Here is a 15,740-nt window from a genome sequence, read left to right as displayed (position 1 = left end):
CAAATTCAAAGTACGACCAATTCCTCAATCACCGCCTGTCCCACAAATTCATTCAGGCGACCGATGATTTGCGAGCGCATCAGCACCAGCTCGCTTTTGATGACCGACGATTCTACTTTCACAAACAGCTTTTTATCGCGGATATACAGTTGCTTGGTACGGTTCGCAATGGCTTTACCCATCAGTTGCGGCCAAGCTGCCACCAATGAGGTTTCATCAAACTTGCGTCGCAGCTTGTACACATCGAACATCTTCTCGATGGCTTCCTTGATGGTCATATCGTCACCCCTGCTGCTCACGCCGTTTCCAATTGCTGTACCGTGCCGTCATTGATTTCGAAAACCCGCACTTTCCGGCCTATTTCTTCAAAGATACGGTTTATTCGACCCGAATCCGTATCCGTCAGAAATATCTGCCCAAAATCATCTGCAGATACCATCTGCATCAGCTTGCGCGTACGCTTATCGTCGAGCTTATCGAAGATATCATCCAACAACAGCAATGGCTTGAATCCTTTTTGACGGTGCAGGAAACTGTACTGCGCCAGTTTCAGCGCAATGAGAAACGACTTTTGCTGTCCTTGTGAGCCGAATTTTTTGAGCGACATATCTCCGTGTATGGAAAACAACAGATCATCCTTATGGATGCCTACCGTGGTACGCTCCAGCAGGCGGTCGCGTTCCAGCTGTTGTTCCAACAGGTCGGCAAACAGCCCTCCCAACAGCTGCGATTCGTACACTAACGACACCCTTTCAGCCGTCTCGGTAAGGAATTGATAATGCTTATTGAACTCGGGGATAAACTCAGCCATAAACGCCTGTCGTTTCTCGAAAATCGGTACTCCCAGTTCCACGAGCTGCATACTCAACACGTCGAGCAGCCCTTTATCCAATGATCCATTTTTGACGGCTTGCTTCAACAGGCTATTACGCTGCGTAAGGCAGTGGTTATAGGCAATCAACCCGTCGAGGTAACCCAGATCGGTTTGTGAAATCACATTATCGATGAAGCGTCGGCGTTCCTCACTGCCATCGGCCACGATGGCGGAGTCATTGGGGGAAACCATGACCAAGGGAAAGAGGCCGATGTGGTCCGCAAGACGGGTATAAGCTTTTTTATTCCGCTTGAATTGCTTTTTCTGATTGCGTTTGAGACTACACGCCACGATCTCCGATTGCCCGTCTTTATCAAAATCGCCTTGCACCATAAACCAGTCTCCACCCTGTCGGATGTGCTGGGAGTCTACCGGATTGAGAAAACTCTTACAAAGTGAAATGTAGTGGATGGCATCCAACAGATTGGTCTTCCCCGCTCCGTTAGTACCCGTGAATGCGTTCACTTCGGGCACGAAGTAAAGCGTGGCTTCGGCATAATTCTTGAAACTAAAAACGGAAAGTTGCTTAAGCCACATACCCGCAAAGGTAAGGTTTTCCTTGGCTATTCAGTGGATGATTTGATTTCTTCGAACTCCACGAATTCCCCTGCACTTTTAGCCCCCTTTTTTGGTTTCTCTATGGGAGGCATATAGTCAATCCGAACCTTGCCATCCGGCTGGCGCCGCTGATTGGTATTGGCACCTCGATAAGTCGTATTTTTAAAGTCGTGTTGGCGTTGAGCATCGCCCATTACTTTCTGTGCCATCTTGCGCATCGCCCACGGGAAAAGAAGCCGCGCTACCAAACGCACCAACCAAAGAACGGCTATCGCAATGAATAAAAATTTCAACAATCCCATATTAATACAAACTTAAATAAAATTGTATTTATATGCAAGTTTACGTCAACTGATTGACGACTTCGCTTTAGCTTTTGAAATGGCCTGCTGGAGTTCGACCTGACGCTGTGTACCGATGATGTACAGTAAGCCGTCACGGTCGGTGAGCCATATGGCATCCTTTCCCCCAGCATAAAATTTTATTCTGCCCTTTTGATGGAGATTATATACCGGATTATTGATAAAGAACTTACTATACGGCTTGCATTCTACCTTCACAATACTGTTGAGATCAATCTTCACAAGGCGTGTGGTCCACAGGCCACTTAATTTCACACAGCCGGTTTCTACCGTAATGCGATATTGAAGCATGTACATCATCACAATTGACACAAACAAAATTGCAATTCCCACCACAAGGAACAATTGGCTTTCGCTCTCCCTATCGATGTTTATGTAATAGGCCGTGAAACAAAACAACGCAAGTACAAGCCTCACGCTTACCCAGCCGCGATCGCGCCCCAGGTATTGATTTTCCACGTATATTGGTTTTTCTCCCATCACTTTAAGAACGTGCTAATGTAAACACTTTTTTCGTTTTGCCCGTAATTTTATAGCGATTATCCAATCGATAAGGGACAACCCAAATAATATCGCCGTTACCATTAACGAGCACCGGTACAGTATGTTTACGATAAACCGGGATTTTGAGCGACACAAAAAAATCGCTCAGCTTTTTGCGTCCCTTCATCCCCAACGGGCAAAACACATCGCCCTCCTGCCATGATCGAATCCGGATGGGAAACACCATCAAATCCGCATCGAACTGTGCAACATGGGTGGCTGTATCGATACCCGTATCGGAAGAACAATCCGATTGGAAGCAGTGTCCGCCCCATTGTACATGGTCCCCTGGTTTTCCGATGACTACCATCTCCTCACGGATTGCTTTGCAGGGTTTCAGCACGACCTCATCGCGATCGAGGTACAATACATGCGACTGTGATAAAAACTGCTTACCGGACACGCCCGACAAGGCCCTTGCCAAATCGCCCAAAACAGCTTCCGTAAACCCGAACGGCTTAAACAACTCATACAGCAAAAATCGCTGTGGTTCAAGTGAAATCAGTTCGGCGATGGGAATGTGCCATTCCCCTGCCGCCTGCTCCGTGAATAGTTTACTACGCATTGCCGTAACATGGGTTTGCAATACGGCATAGGTGTCAGCAAATCGAGTCATTTCCGTTGCAATGGTACGCTCAAGTGAAGGATTAAGTACGCTCAGCTGGGGAATAATTTCCAACCGGATTTTATTGCGGGCATATTTGGTGGAAAAATTGGAGGCATCGTCACGGTATTCCAGTCCCCGCTCCTTCACCTCACGCCCTACCTCCTCGGCATTGAGAAATAAAAGCGGGCGGATGATGCAGCCACGTTTGGGTTGGATACCCTGTAAGCCCGCGAGCCCCGTACCACGCACCAAGTTGAGCAACAAGGTCTCTACATGGTCATTTTGGTGTTGTGCCACCGCGACATAGTCATAATCCTGCGAAGTACGGATGGTTTCGAACCATTCGTATCGCAGTTCGCGCGCCGCCATTTGGATGGAAACCTTGTGCTGCCGGGCATATGCCTCCGTATCAAATGCCGTTGCATAGAATGGAACCCCTAAGGTCTTGGCAAGTTGATAGACCAATGTTTCATCAGCATCAGATTCCGTACCCCGTAATCGGAAATTACAGTGAGCGATACCAATGACGTAACCAGCCTCGGCAAAAAGGTGCGTCATTAATACCGAGTCCTTGCCGCCGCTTACCGCGAGGAGAATCCGGTCATGTGGATTGCACAGCGCCTGCTCGCTAAGGTATTGGCCAAGTCGTTCCTGTACGCTCATGGGATCAAAGGTACGGGATATTCGCAATGGCACAAAACGGTCGGGCTACAACCTATAGCGCACAGCCAGCAACACAGCGCATGAAATAGTTAACCTGTTTACCTACGGTCATTACTTTTTCTCTGACATTGCTTTATATGATAGTTATGGATATCACGGAAATAAAACGGGATTTATTCGGAGTTTGTTCGGAGTTAATTCAGATATACCCGAATAATATCCGAATGAATTCAGGGTTATTTTATGATAAACTTCGACAAATTATTAAATTTAGATTAAAGAAAGTACAAATCAAAAGTAAACCGCGATAAAAAAACTATTGGACGGCATCCAATGCTTTGCCGGAATTTCTCGCAGTATTTACGAATACCATCCATTTTAGCTAAGTTTGCACAGTGAAGAAAAGCCTGCTGCTGATATGCGCTACCACACTGGTTTGCTCCTTGCTACATGCACAGCAGCGGGATGAGCTGAGGCTCATATCATCTTCCCACAGTCGCTTGAATGCTACCACCGGCAACATGATGAATTACCGCCCGGTTTATGAGCACCATGGTTCTACACTCTCGGCGGATAGCGGCTATATCTATAACGACGATGAAGGCAAGCAGTACTTCGATGCCTTCGGGAAAGTCATCATTACCCAGCCCAATGGTACGGTCATTTATGCAGACAAACTGCATTACGCAGCGGAAACACAACTAGCAACACTCACCAACAATGTACGCATGGTGGACGGCAATTCGGTACTCACTACCAACCACCTCACCTACAATATGAAAAGTAGCGTAGGCACCTACACAGATGGTGGTCGGATTTTAAACGCCACGGATACCATTACCAGCCAAAGGGCTTACTATTTCGATAACACCAAAGATGCCTACTTCCGCCATGACGTGATTGTGCGCACACCCGATGTGAAGATCTATACAGACACCATGCGTTATAACTCGGGCACCAAGGTGACCTACTTCTATGGGCCCACCAACATCAAGGGCAACGAAGGGGAAAACCTGTATACCGAACGCGGCGAATACAATACGGAAACCGAGCAAGCATGGTTTGACCGAAATAATCTCTATACCGAAGGGAGCCGGTTTCTCCGCGGCGATAGTATTTATTACGATGGCCAGTCCGGAAACGGCCGCGCCGTGCAGAACGTCGTATTCGTCGATACTGCCGACCAGTATTTCACCTTCGGCGGCGAGGGGGTATACAACCGAATGGATGAATCCATAACCATGACTAGAAATCCGCTCGTCATGACCATTACCCGCAGCGATAGCACGACGACTGATAGCGCCACGATGGATAGCCTGGCGGTGGACAGCGCAGCAATCTCGTTAGATAGCCTTGATACGGACACCTCCAAGCGTGCAAAACGTTCTCCAGACAGCCTTGGCGTGCCCCCCGCGGCGCGACCGGCAGCAGACACCATTTACCTGACGGCAGACACCCTGTTTTCTCGCCTGATCCCCCTAAAAGAGTATATACCCAAGGTTTTTGAGCTCAATCGGGAAGGTGGCGACCTCGACGAATATGAGGACGAGGACTTTGGCGAAGACTTTGACACCATAAATGAAACGGGCGTGCCCGACGATTTGGGCCCAGCGACGCTGACTAGGCCCCAAGTCGATATGGACACCACTTCCCAAGATAGTATCAAGCAACTGCCGGCGGACTCCATCAGCACTCCTGCGGATTCGCTGAAGGCACCGCCTGATAGCTTAACGAAGTCAGGCAAGGATTCGACACGCGCCACCGATATGGTCCTCGAGACCGATTCAGCGGTACTGAAAACGCATATCAAACGGGTGGGCGCTGTACCATTAGCGGTGCAGCTAGGTCACGATGCACTCACACGGAACCTTGCTGCCGACAGTGTATTACGGGCTGAAGCCGTAATTCCCAAAGGGGGCGAGGCAGATAGCCTTATGGCCGATGCCGTGGCTGCCATTTCTAGTCAGGCAATAGATACCATACTGCAGGATTCATTAGCGAACGACACCGCCAAGACACGTATCATCAAAGCGTATTATAATGTGAGGCTGTTCAAGTCAGATTTACAAGCGGTGGCGGATTCGGTCTATTACGGTTACCCTGATTCGATGATGCGTTTTTTCGGCAGACCGATGATCTGGGCACAGGGTTCTCAGATGACCGCGGACACCATATTCATGCAGGTTCGTAATGAGCAATTGGATAATATGCTTTTGATGAACAATGCCTTTATGGTGAATACGCAATTGGACTCAAGCAAATATAATCAAGTAAAGGGCCGTCGGATTACCGGATTTTTTACCAATAATGCGTTGGACAGGATGTTTATAGATGGCAACGCCGAGAGTATCTATTACATGATTGATGAGAAGCAGCAGACTTATACCAATATGTACCATAGCCGGAGCAGCCGTATCAAAATCTTGGTAGACAGCAATCAAATTGTGGAATTTAGCCCCATTAGGCGTGTCGACGGTAAAGTATACCCGATACATCTCATCCCACAGGAAGTTGAAATTTTGGAAGGATTCGTGTGGAAACCGGGCGACCGACCGACGTCCAAAGAAGATCTACTGGCGCGTCGCCGCCCACCCGCAGACGCAGGTTTAGCGGTGCCCTCGGATTCTACGACGTCCGGAGGACAGCCCGGCGGAGCGGGCAGGCCCACAACCACAGACTCGCTGGATACAAAGACCCTCGCTGTCCCACCAGCTGATCGTACCAACACCAAGGATAGTACGGCCTTGGATAGCTTACGTAGTAGACAAGCGCCTATCGATAGCCTCTCGCGAGATTCCCTTGACTCCGCGGTATTCAATAAGCCTGCTGTACATCCGCTTATCGAAGCCAGCCGAGACCGCCCCACATCAGCCCCGCATACTGTGTGCCTTACATCCGTTCGTGCAGCCTACTCGGAAGCCAACGGTAAATCCAGGCGATTATTCGCCACCTTTTGGTGATGTACACCACTTTCCGGCGTTTGCGTAATCCCTGATAGATCTGCCTGGCGGCTTTGGGCACTGGCGCTACCCAGAATCGCACAGGCGATTTGGCCGCTGGAGTATCCACGAATCCGGGACGGATATCCGTAATGACGATATCCGCCTGTTCCCTATTGGCTTTCTGCCGCAATCCCTGGAGGTAAGTAATTTGGTAAGCTTTCGTAGCACTGTAAGCCGGTGCCTGCCTGCTCCCCCGGATACCTGCAATGGAGCTAATTGCAGCCAAATGTCCATGCCCACGACGTTTGAAATAGTTAAATGCCCAATCGGCCACTTGCGTAAAAGCACGTACATTAAGATCGATCATTTTTTGCTCCACCCCAAAATCCAATGATTCGTTGACATCCCCACCCCCCGCGCTGATGATTACGGTGTCCACACCGCCCATAGCGGCGGCTAATGCTTCCAAGTGTTCAATACTGGTATCAACAGCGGTTACATCAAATCCGCTCATGTAATAGCGGTCGGGACGGGAGGCCGCTAATTCACGGAGCAACGGCTTCCGGCGCCCCGTGATTCCAACGAAATACCCTTCCGATACCAACGTCTCAGCCAGTGCACGGCCAATGCCGGAGGTGGCTCCAATGATAATAATTTTCCCCTGATCCATCGCTTATTTGTCAACGTCCAGCGCGCTCCATGTACGCGCACAAAAAAACCACCTACCTGTTGGTGGGTGGTTCTCACAATATCTGAAAATTGAATTAAATCAGCTTTACATTTACTGCATTTAAACCTTTTTGGCCTTGCTGTACTTCGAATGAAACCTCGTCATTCTCACGGATACGGTCTATTAGCCCTGATGTGTGGACAAAAATTTCACGCCCGCCGTCTTTGGGAGTGATGAATCCGAAACCTTTGGTTTCATTGAAAAATTTTACTACGCCTTCTTGCATGGTAATAGAAATAAAATAAAAAATCGATTAATTGCCCATAAAGGTAGAAACAATTATTTGATTTCCAACTTTTTTTGATTTTAAGTATGCAAAGAATCCCTATTGCCGTCCAAGTTGATAAATGTGGCGCAGGTGCGATGCAAACGCATTTCCCATCGTTCGATGTTCCAGATACACCACATTAAATTCCAGGCAGGTAGCTTTGACAAGCTTGTTGATTGCCGGATAATGAACATGGCTAATGCGGGGGAATAGGTGGTGTTCGACCTGAAAATTGAGGCCGCCTAGGAGCCATGATACGACTTTACTACCCGTCGCAAAATTGGCAGTGGTACTTAGTTGGTGTACCATCCACTCTTGCTCAATTTTATTGGTATCAATATCAGGTAAGGGGAACTGTGTCGCCTCGACCACGTGGGCTAATTGAAATACAACGGCCAAACAAAAACCACAGGCTACCCCGGCAATGAGCCAACCGAGCAATGCGGGGCCCCAACCAACCAACAGAATAGGGATGATCAGGTACACGGCAAAATACGTGATCTTTGTTGTCCAGAATATCAGATGCTCACGCAGTGGCATCGCTTTGCTATCGGCTTTCACCCCCATCTTCCCACTGAAATACTTTTCAAAATCCTGGTAAGCCACCCAAGCGATATACGATATACCATACAGTACAAACCAATAGGCAAATTGGAAGCGATGAAACCATTTCCGTGGTTGGTCGGCATGCATGCGCATGAACTTAACATCAATATCGTGGTCTAAGCCATCAACATTGGTAAATGTATGATGGGCGATATTATGCTTTTGCTTCCAAAAATAGATGGTACCGCCCAACATGTTCAGGCTGTAAGCCGAAACCAGGTTGAGCCACCCCTTTTTTGAGAAGCTCTGATGTCCGCCCTCATGCATAATGTTGAAACCAATCGCGGCAAGGTTGCAGCCAAAAAGGATACATAACAGGATGGCTAGCCAAACGGGTGGGGTAAAGAAAACCAAAATGACGTAGCCTGCTACAGCCGTTGCGACCAAAATTACACTTTTGAGGTACAGCCGGCGATTGCCCGTATTGGAAATACGATGGGCTTTGAAATAATCATTTACCCGAGTGCGTAGTGTGCTGGAGAATTGTTTATTGGTGTTATTGAAACTAATCTTTGTCATGAAAAAACTGAAAAATTTCGGGAAGATACGCATTAAATCCGTGCATCGCGCAAAAGAATCCGAATTAACGTTTTTTTAACATCTCCAATGCATCGTTACTGCACCCTTGATTATCCGACTTCCATTTTGTATCTTTGCACGAAGCACCATTTTCATACCTTTCGTTTTTGCTCCCTGCCCAGTTTGCATCATCGAACGTCCGCATTGGTTGCTTAGGAATAAAATGTTTAATTTAAAAATCATCAATGGGAAGATCACAAGAGACATTCAGTAAAAAAGAAAACGCCAAGAAACGACTGCAGAAAAAAAGAGAGAAAGAACAACGTCGTGATGAAAAAAGGCAATCCGCCGGATCCAATAAGGGTAAAAGCTTGGATGACATGCTGGCCTATGTCGATGAAAACGGCAACATCACGACTACCCCCCCGGATCCAAAGAAACTGAAGGTAGTTTCTGCGGAAGAAATCATGATCAGCACACCAAAGCTTGAAGACATAGAAGACGCCAACGGTGCGCGCACCGGTCGCGTGGCCTATTACAACGAATCCAAGGGATACGGTTTCATCAATGATTCCAGCAGCGGTGAGCGTATCTTTTTCCATGTCAACGACCTAACCGAACCCATCGCCGAAGAAAACCGCGTGGAATTTACCGTTGTGAAAGGTCTCAGAGGATTGCAAGCGAGCGCCGTAAAGAAAATCGGCTAAAACGCAAGGCTTTCCCTGCCGAACGGCAGGTATGTTACCCCGCACAACGCTTCCCTTCGCAACACAGAAATTTGCGTTCATTGCGTTTTTTTTATTACGTTTGCTTTATGTCTGTAAATAAGGAAATCAAGCGAATCACCACGCATACCATCCGCGAGATGAAGACCCGTGGTGAAAAAATAGCTATGCTGACGGGCTACGACTTTTCCATGGCTCGCGCATTGGATGACGCAGGAATAGACATTATTTTGGTAGGTGATTCCGCTGCCAATGTGATGGCTGGCTACGAAACCACGGTGCCGATTACCCTAGAAGAGATGATGATGCATGCCTCATCGGTAGTCCGCGCGGCCAAACGTGCGCTTGTTTTGGTGGATTTACCATTCGGCACATATCAGGGGGATAGCAGCGATGCCCTGAAAGCCGCGGTGCGCGTAATGAAGGAGACCGGCGCACATGGTCTCAAAGTAGAAGGAGGCATCGAAATCCAAGAGACCGTACAACGTATCGTCAATGCCGGAATTCCGGTGATGGGTCACTTGGGCCTTACTCCCCAATCCATTTACAAATTCGGCACGTATACCGTCCGCGCCAAAGAAGAGGCCGAAGCCGAGAAGCTGAAATCGGATGCCAAATTGTTGGAAGAGGCTGGTTGCTTCAGTATTGTACTAGAAAAAATCCCTGCAAAGCTGGCCACGGAAGTAACGAACAACCTCGCCATCCCTACCATCGGCATTGGTGCTGGTGCAGGCTGTGATGGACAGGTGTTGGTGATACATGACATGCTTGGACTCAATAAGGGGTTCAAACCCAAATTCTTGCGCCAGTACCTCAATCTTTATGAGGAAATCGGCGGTGCAGTAAGCCGTTACATTAAGGACGTGAAGTCATCGGATTTCCCGAACGAAAACGAGCAGTATTGATGAAACATCTCCTATCCACGTTGGTCGCCATCGCGATCTGCCTACTTTCGGTAGCACAATCCACGATCCCCGCCGACTCCGTAATCATCACCACGCACGAAACAAGCATTAAGGGTAAGCATATTAACTACACGGCGTATAAGGGCACCCAACCCGTATGGGATGAAGATGGGAAACCTATTGCCACCGTTGACTATACTTACTATGAACGTGATGGCATCGACGACCGTACTTCGCGTCCGCTTGTCATATCGTTCAACGGCGGCCCCGGTTCGGCATCGGTATGGATGCAAATCGCCTATACTGGGCCTACGCTATTGGAAATCGACGACGAAGGCTATCCGATTCAACCTTATGGCATCAAAAAGAATCCTTATTCCATATTAGACGTTGCTGATATTGTCTTTGTCAATCCGGTCAATACCGGCTATTCGCGTATCCTCGACAAGGAAGCGAAAAAATCCACCTTTTTCGGTGTCAATGCGGACATCAAATACCTGGCCGAATGGATCAACACCTTTGTGACCCGACAAAACCGGTGGCCATCACCCAAATACCTCATCGGGGAGAGCTACGGCACAACACGTGTATCCGGGTTGGCACTTGAATTACAGAGCAACCAATGGATGTACCTGAATGGGGTTATCCTGGTATCGCCCACGGATTTGGGCATTGAACGCGGTGGCCCCGTAGCGGTGGCACTTAGGCTCCCTTATTTCGCAGCTACCGCTTGGTTCCATAAAGTATTGCCTGCCGACCTTCAGCAGAAAGACCTCACCGCGATGCTGCCCGAGGTGGAACAGTATGCAGTGGACGAATTTCTACCCGCCCTGGTAAAAGGGGGTACGCTCACCCAAGCCGAAAAACAGGCTATCGCAACTAAAGTAGCCCGGTATTCTGGGCTACCCGAAAAAGTTATCTTACAAAACAATCTGGACGTCTCCACTTCGTTATTCTGGAAAGAACTGCTTCGTGACAGTGGCTATACGGTAGGCCGGTTGGACTCTCGCTATTTGGGTATTGATCGCCGCGATGCCGGTGAACGCCCGGATTTCAATGCCGAACTCACCTCCTGGCTTCACTCCTTCACACCTGCTATCAACTATTACATGCGCAATGAACTTAATTTCAAGACGGATGTGAAATATAACATGTTCGGGCCAGTACATCCCTGGGATAGGAGCGACGATCGGACAGGTGAAAACCTCCGCGCAGCGATGGCGCAAAATCCATACTTGCATTTGATGGTACAATCCGGTTATTACGACGGTGCCTGCGATTACTTCAACGCCAAATACAATATGTGGCAAATGGACCCATCGGGAAGACTGAAAGACCGGACGAGCTTTGTAGGTTATCGCAGCGGACACATGATGTATCTCCGCAAGGAAGATCTTGAAAAAGGAAATGAGGATATTCGTAATTTCATCAAGGCTAGCATACCCGAAAAGGGACTTCCAGCTAAATATTGACCGCCTGCCAGATCATATCTTTCAGCGACTGTATGTTCTTGCCGGATACGGATGAAATAAATACATGGGGAATCTCCGCAGGGATTTCTTTTTTCATTTCTCCCTCCAGTTCATCATCCAGCAAATCTGACTTGCTAATGGCTAGGATACGGGGCTTGTCTTTCAATTCGGGATTGAAGGCAATCAATTCATCAAGGAGTATCTGATATTCTTCTCGTATGGTTCGGTTCGTATCTGCCGGAATCATAAACAGCAATACCGAATTGCGTTCAATGTGACGCAGAAAGCGATGTCCTAGCCCTCTCCCTTCAGATGCTCCCTCGATAATACCTGGGATATCTGCCATCACGAACGACCTGTTGTCCCGATAGGAAACAATACCCAGATTGGGCACTAAGGTTGTAAATGGGTAGTCCGCAATTTCGGGCTTCGCTGCCGACACTGCGGAAAGCAATGTTGACTTACCCGCATTGGGAAACCCCACTAACCCCACATCTGCCAACACTTTCAATTCGAGGACAATCCACTCCTCTTTGCCCGACTCGCCCGGCTGTGCAAACCGGGGTGTCTGCTGTGTAGGGCTTTTGAAATGCCAGTTACCCAATCCACCTCGTCCACCCGCAGTCAGCACTTTGGTCTCACCGTCTTCCGTAATGTCAAATAAAATTTCATTGGTCTCGGCATGCCGGGCAATCGTCCCCAACGGCACTTCCAACACATCGTCTTTGCCGTTGGCCCCATGCTTCAATGCGCTACCGCCGGGCTGCCCATCTTCGGCAATGACGTGCTTGCGGTATTTCAGGTGAAGCAACGTCCAAAGTTGCGTATTACCCTTCAAGATGATATGCCCACCCCTGCCGCCATCGCCGCCGTCAGGTCCGCCCTTCGCTGTAAACTTGTCGCGATGCAAATGTGCAGACCCAGCTCCGCCCCGTCCAGAACGACAGCATATTTTTACGTAATCGACGAAATTTGATCCTTGGGCCATTTTCAATTAGAACCTTACTCCACTACCCATCCGTTGACGACGCGCTTGATTTCACCAAAGATAGTTTCGATATCACCGATACCGTTGACCTTGGTAAGCTTGCCCTGAGTTTCGTAGTAAGGTAGCACATGGATCGTTTTGTTGAAATATTCTTCGATGCGCTTTTTCAATTTCTCACTATCGTCATCTGCACGATTGCTGATCGCCCTACGCTTGGCGATACGCTCCGTTAACTCGGCTTCCGTTACATCGAGCGCCACTACGCCGGTGATACCGGTGCCTTTTGATGCAAGAAAACGGTCTAGCGCCTCAGCCTGTGCAACCGTACGCGGGAACCCATCGAAAATAAACCCTTGTGCTTGCGGGTTTTTATCGATTTCCTCCTCCAGCATAGCGATGGTAATGGAATCCGGCACCAACTCACCGTCGGCTATCAATTTACTCACCCGCTGGCCCAGTTCCGTTTGGTTGCCGATATGAGCGCGGAATAAGTCGCCCGTGGAAATATGCACCAACTGGTAGTTATCGATAAGCCTTTGTGATTGAGTACCCTTCCCTGCTCCCGGAGGGCCAAATAAAACAAGGTTTAGCATAATATACGCGTGAAAAATAATAGCCTAATCGGCATATTGACTAGGCTATGTGAGTGAAACATGTGCGCTTGAAGGGAGTCGAACCCCTAACCTCCTGATCCGTAGTCAGGTGCTCTATCCAGTTAAGCTACAAGCGCATTCCCCGAATCGGTCTGCAAAGATAGAAATCTGATTGATATCAACGAAATATTTTTGGAAAAAATAAAGGACTACCGGACAATATTGGATTAGTCCCCTGATTTTATTATCTTTAAAAGCAAAACATATTTACTTTGCAAATGTTACAAACCCATATGGAATACAATAAAAGCCTAATCAAGCGAAAGCGGATTCGTATTGGAGATATCAGCATAAGCTATTTACTCAAGGACGCAGACCTACCAGCACACACCGTCGTATTTGTTCATGGTTTTCCGTTCAACAAAAATATGTGGATACCCCAATTGGAATCGTTGCCGTCCACAGTGCGGGGTATCGCAGTGGATGTACGCGGGCATGGTAATAGCACTGCCGGGCATAGTTTCTTCAGCATAGATGTGTTTGCCAAAGACCTGTTAGTGTTCCTAAGAAAACTGGCTATCCCCAAAGTTGTACTCTGTGGGGTGTCAATGGGGGGATACATCGCGCTGCGTGCTCACGAAATCCAACCTGAAGCATTCGCGGGCCTGTTATTGAGCGACACTAATTCCCTGGCAGACGACAACGCTGCAAAACTGAAACGATTTGACAGTATCCAGTCTGTGCTCAAAAATGGCAAGCGGGCATTTTCCATTGGCTTTGTCAATAACGTTTTTTCCCAAAAAAGCTTAGGCGAAAATCAGCCCGCTATCGACCTGATCAAAAGCAGTATCCGTAGGAATACCGAAAGCAATATTTGCGCCACCTTACTTGCCTTGGCCGCCCGTACCGACACCACGGATAGTTTAAAGACTATCGCTGTTCCTACGCTGGTCATTCGCGGTGCCGAAGATCGCCTCACCACCAAGGCGCAATCCGACATCCTCGCATCAAACATCCCCGATGCAACGTATGTTGAAATCCCCGAATGCGGTCACCTTCCCAACCTAGAAGACGCCACCCGCTTCAATGTCGAGCTGATTGAATTCCTTGATCGAATTCAATAGCGGTTACCGGCTTGAAGCCGTCAAACCAATGTAAAAATCAAACGGTCAGTTGTGATATCTTGCTGAGTGTGGTTACTTTGCCTTTTTATTGGTCCAAATATTGGCATGAGAAAAACCATTACCCGTATGCTTATATCTCTTTTGGCGCTCTGTGTAATTCTAGTCGTAGGTATCGCCCTATTTATCCGACAACCACCATTTGGCAAAGCACCCGTGGGCCAGCGGCTAGAGCGGATTAAAAGCTCCCCAAACTACAAGGACGGAAGCTTTCAAAATATGGAGGATACGCCAAATCTTGCAGAAGGAACTAATATGCTTACTGTATTATGGAGTTTTTTGTTCGATAAAACACCGCGGCAGGTACCTATAGATAGCATTCCGTATGTCCAAACCGACCTCCATGCGCTCGACATCCACAAAGATGTATTGGTCTGGTTCGGTCATTCTTCCTATTTCCTTCAAATAGATGGCAAGCGGATACTGGTAGATCCAGTATTTAACGGCAATGCATCGCCGGTATCGTTCACGACGAAGAGTTTTCCGGGAACGACCAACTACCACGCCGAGGACATGCCAGACATCGACTACCTCGTTATCACACACGACCATTGGGACCATCTCGATTACAATACCGTCAAGAAACTTCAACCAAAAGTCGGCGGAGTTATCTGCCCGCTGGGTGTGGGGGCACACCTTGAATATTGGGGATATCCGGCCGGAAAAATCGTGGAACTTGACTGGCACGAATCAGCCGGTCTAGCCGATGGATTTTCCTTGCGTGCCACTCCGGCACGCCACTTTTCGGGTCGGGCTTTCAAACGTAACGGCACATTATGGGCTTCCTTTGTACTGAACACGCCCTCACGCCGTATTTTTATTGGTGGCGATAGCGGCTACGGATCTCATTTTGCCCAAATCGGCCGGCAATACGGACCTTTCGATCTGGCCATCCTAGAAGATGGCCAGTACAACCCTTACTGGATCTATATCCACATGCTTCCTGAACAGGTATTGTGCGCTGCCGAAGATCTTGGTGCCACCCATATTTTACCTGTCCACAATTCCAAGTTTTCATTAGCCATGCATGCATGGGATGCCCCCCTAGTGAGCATTACCGAAGCCAATAAGCAGAAGACTGGCCTGAACCTGTTAACACCGATGATCGGTCAGCCCGTCTATTTGCAAGACAGCACACAGACCTTTTCTCATTGGTGGGAAGGGAAGAATTAAGTTACGATTTGGTAATTTATATCCCCTTTTG

The 15,740-nt window shown here is 48.3% G+C and carries 16 protein-coding genes and 1 tRNA gene; 6 read left to right on the top strand and 11 right to left on the bottom strand.

Annotated features, from left to right (window positions below; genetic code table 11):
- Nucleotides 1-5: 5 nt before the first annotated feature.
- Genes IEV98_RS10190 through tilS form a run of 5 tightly spaced genes read right to left on the bottom strand, consistent with a single transcriptional unit; the run spans nucleotide 6 to nucleotide 3,607 of the window.
- A complete protein-coding gene (locus IEV98_RS10190; RefSeq protein ID WP_188506200.1) occupies nucleotides 6-278 on the bottom strand; it encodes a DciA family protein in 273 nt (90 codons plus the stop codon).
- A gap of 17 nt (nucleotides 279-295) precedes the next feature.
- The gene (gene recF / locus IEV98_RS10185) at nucleotides 296-1,411 is read right to left on the bottom strand and encodes a DNA replication/repair protein RecF (protein ID WP_188505732.1); all 1,116 of its coding nucleotides are present in this window, start codon (nucleotides 1,409-1,411) and stop codon (nucleotides 296-298) included.
- 26 nt (nucleotides 1,412-1,437) lie between these two features.
- Nucleotides 1,438-1,734 carry a DUF4834 family protein gene (locus IEV98_RS10180; RefSeq protein ID WP_188505731.1) on the bottom strand — a complete coding sequence of 99 codons (297 nt, stop codon included), beginning with the start codon at nucleotides 1,732-1,734 and terminating at the stop codon, nucleotides 1,438-1,440.
- 45 nt (nucleotides 1,735-1,779) lie between these two features.
- Nucleotides 1,780-2,274 carry a hypothetical protein gene (locus IEV98_RS10175; protein ID WP_188505730.1) on the bottom strand — a complete coding sequence of 165 codons (495 nt, stop codon included), beginning with the start codon at nucleotides 2,272-2,274 and terminating at the stop codon, nucleotides 1,780-1,782.
- Nucleotides 2,275-2,278: 4 nt separating this feature from the next.
- A complete protein-coding gene (gene tilS, locus IEV98_RS10170) occupies nucleotides 2,279-3,607 on the bottom strand; it encodes a tRNA lysidine(34) synthetase TilS (protein WP_188505729.1) in 1,329 nt (442 codons plus the stop codon).
- A 395-nt stretch (nucleotides 3,608-4,002) separates the two neighbouring features.
- Between tilS and IEV98_RS10165 the strand changes: the two genes are divergently transcribed.
- Nucleotides 4,003-6,567 carry an OstA-like protein gene (locus tag IEV98_RS10165; RefSeq protein ID WP_188505728.1) on the top strand — a complete coding sequence of 855 codons (2,565 nt, stop codon included), beginning with the start codon at nucleotides 4,003-4,005 and terminating at the stop codon, nucleotides 6,565-6,567.
- On the opposite strand, the gene IEV98_RS10160 is transcribed toward IEV98_RS10165, so the two are convergent.
- The 3 genes from IEV98_RS10160 to IEV98_RS10150 all read right to left on the bottom strand — a co-directional run bounded on the left by IEV98_RS10160 (nucleotide 6,497) and on the right by IEV98_RS10150 (nucleotide 8,672).
- On the bottom strand, nucleotides 6,497-7,219 hold the full coding sequence (locus tag IEV98_RS10160; protein WP_188505727.1) for an SDR family NAD(P)-dependent oxidoreductase: 723 nt from the start codon (nucleotides 7,217-7,219) through the stop codon (nucleotides 6,497-6,499). The two genes, IEV98_RS10165 and IEV98_RS10160, sit on opposite strands and share 71 nt — an antisense overlap.
- 94 nt (nucleotides 7,220-7,313) lie before the next feature.
- A complete protein-coding gene (locus IEV98_RS10155; protein ID WP_188505726.1) occupies nucleotides 7,314-7,505 on the bottom strand; it encodes a cold-shock protein in 192 nt (63 codons plus the stop codon).
- 99 nt (nucleotides 7,506-7,604) lie between these two features.
- Nucleotides 7,605-8,672: a fatty acid desaturase family protein gene (locus IEV98_RS10150; protein WP_188505725.1), complete on the bottom strand. Its 1,068-nt coding sequence runs from the start codon at nucleotides 8,670-8,672 to the stop codon at nucleotides 7,605-7,607.
- Nucleotides 8,673-8,917: 245 nt separating this feature from the next.
- On the opposite strand from IEV98_RS10150, the gene IEV98_RS10145 reads away from it, so the two are divergent.
- From IEV98_RS10145 to IEV98_RS10135, 3 genes are all read left to right on the top strand, one after another.
- Complete coding sequence (locus IEV98_RS10145) at nucleotides 8,918-9,379, top strand: cold-shock protein (RefSeq protein WP_188505724.1); 462 nt, start codon at nucleotides 8,918-8,920, stop codon at nucleotides 9,377-9,379.
- Nucleotides 9,380-9,486: 107 nt separating this feature from the next.
- Entirely contained in the window at nucleotides 9,487-10,302 is an 816-nt protein-coding gene (gene panB, locus IEV98_RS10140) for a 3-methyl-2-oxobutanoate hydroxymethyltransferase (RefSeq protein WP_188505723.1), read from the top strand.
- A complete protein-coding gene (locus IEV98_RS10135) occupies nucleotides 10,302-11,774 on the top strand; it encodes a S10 family peptidase (RefSeq protein ID WP_188505722.1) in 1,473 nt (490 codons plus the stop codon). Before panB ends, IEV98_RS10135 begins: the two co-directional genes overlap by 1 nt.
- Here the strand turns inward: IEV98_RS10135 and obgE are convergent.
- The 3 genes from obgE to IEV98_RS10120 all read right to left on the bottom strand — a co-directional run bounded on the left by obgE (nucleotide 11,764) and on the right by IEV98_RS10120 (nucleotide 13,492).
- Nucleotides 11,764-12,762 carry a GTPase ObgE gene (obgE, locus tag IEV98_RS10130; RefSeq protein WP_188505721.1) on the bottom strand — a complete coding sequence of 333 codons (999 nt, stop codon included), beginning with the start codon at nucleotides 12,760-12,762 and terminating at the stop codon, nucleotides 11,764-11,766. The two genes, IEV98_RS10135 and obgE, sit on opposite strands and share 11 nt — an antisense overlap.
- 14 nt (nucleotides 12,763-12,776) lie before the next feature.
- Nucleotides 12,777-13,355, bottom strand: coding sequence for an adenylate kinase (locus IEV98_RS10125; RefSeq protein WP_188505720.1), 579 nt, complete (start codon nucleotides 13,353-13,355; stop codon nucleotides 12,777-12,779).
- Nucleotides 13,356-13,418: 63 nt separating this feature from the next.
- Nucleotides 13,419-13,492: transfer RNA gene (locus IEV98_RS10120), tRNA-Arg, on the bottom strand.
- 156 nt (nucleotides 13,493-13,648) lie between these two features.
- Between IEV98_RS10120 and IEV98_RS10115 the strand changes: the two genes are divergently transcribed.
- Nucleotides 13,649-14,479 carry an alpha/beta fold hydrolase gene (locus IEV98_RS10115; protein ID WP_188505719.1) on the top strand — a complete coding sequence of 277 codons (831 nt, stop codon included), beginning with the start codon at nucleotides 13,649-13,651 and terminating at the stop codon, nucleotides 14,477-14,479.
- Nucleotides 14,480-14,605: 126 nt separating this feature from the next.
- Nucleotides 14,606-15,709, top strand: coding sequence for an MBL fold metallo-hydrolase (locus IEV98_RS10110; RefSeq protein WP_229738660.1), 1,104 nt, complete (start codon nucleotides 14,606-14,608; stop codon nucleotides 15,707-15,709).
- The last annotated feature ends 31 nt before the right edge of the window (nucleotides 15,710-15,740 follow it).

This window comes from Parapedobacter pyrenivorans (assembly GCF_014636865.1).
In the GTDB taxonomy this organism is placed as follows: domain Bacteria; phylum Bacteroidota; class Bacteroidia; order Sphingobacteriales; family Sphingobacteriaceae; genus Parapedobacter; species Parapedobacter pyrenivorans.
This window is presented reverse-complemented; position numbering and strand designations above follow the sequence as displayed.

What these genes read in the sequence shown, in the direction of transcription:
- IEV98_RS10190 (WP_188506200.1), bottom strand. Translation starts at nt 278, where the DNA reads ATGACCATCAAGGAAGCCATCGAGAAGATGTTCGATGTGTACAAGCTG.
- recF (WP_188505732.1), bottom strand. Translation starts at nt 1,411, where the DNA reads ATGTGGCTTAAGCAACTTTCCGTTTTTAGTTTCAAGAATTATGCCGAA.
- IEV98_RS10180 (WP_188505731.1), bottom strand. Translation starts at nt 1,734, where the DNA reads ATGGGATTGTTGAAATTTTTATTCATTGCGATAGCCGTTCTTTGGTTG.
- IEV98_RS10175 (WP_188505730.1), bottom strand. Translation starts at nt 2,274, where the DNA reads ATGGGAGAAAAACCAATATACGTGGAAAATCAATACCTGGGGCGCGAT.
- tilS (WP_188505729.1), bottom strand. Translation starts at nt 3,607, where the DNA reads ATGAGCGTACAGGAACGACTTGGCCAATACCTTAGCGAGCAGGCGCTG.
- IEV98_RS10160 (WP_188505727.1), bottom strand. Translation starts at nt 7,219, where the DNA reads ATGGATCAGGGGAAAATTATTATCATTGGAGCCACCTCCGGCATTGGC.
- IEV98_RS10155 (WP_188505726.1), bottom strand. Translation starts at nt 7,505, where the DNA reads ATGCAAGAAGGCGTAGTAAAATTTTTCAATGAAACCAAAGGTTTCGGA.
- IEV98_RS10150 (WP_188505725.1), bottom strand. Translation starts at nt 8,672, where the DNA reads ATGACAAAGATTAGTTTCAATAACACCAATAAACAATTCTCCAGCACA.
- IEV98_RS10145 (WP_188505724.1), top strand. Translation starts at nt 8,918, where the DNA reads ATGGGAAGATCACAAGAGACATTCAGTAAAAAAGAAAACGCCAAGAAA.
- panB (WP_188505723.1), top strand. Translation starts at nt 9,487, where the DNA reads ATGTCTGTAAATAAGGAAATCAAGCGAATCACCACGCATACCATCCGC.
- IEV98_RS10135 (WP_188505722.1), top strand. Translation starts at nt 10,302, where the DNA reads ATGAAACATCTCCTATCCACGTTGGTCGCCATCGCGATCTGCCTACTT.
- obgE (WP_188505721.1), bottom strand. Translation starts at nt 12,762, where the DNA reads ATGGCCCAAGGATCAAATTTCGTCGATTACGTAAAAATATGCTGTCGT.
- IEV98_RS10125 (WP_188505720.1), bottom strand. Translation starts at nt 13,355, where the DNA reads ATGCTAAACCTTGTTTTATTTGGCCCTCCGGGAGCAGGGAAGGGTACT.
- IEV98_RS10115 (WP_188505719.1), top strand. Translation starts at nt 13,649, where the DNA reads ATGGAATACAATAAAAGCCTAATCAAGCGAAAGCGGATTCGTATTGGA.
- IEV98_RS10110 (WP_229738660.1), top strand. Translation starts at nt 14,606, where the DNA reads ATGCTTATATCTCTTTTGGCGCTCTGTGTAATTCTAGTCGTAGGTATC.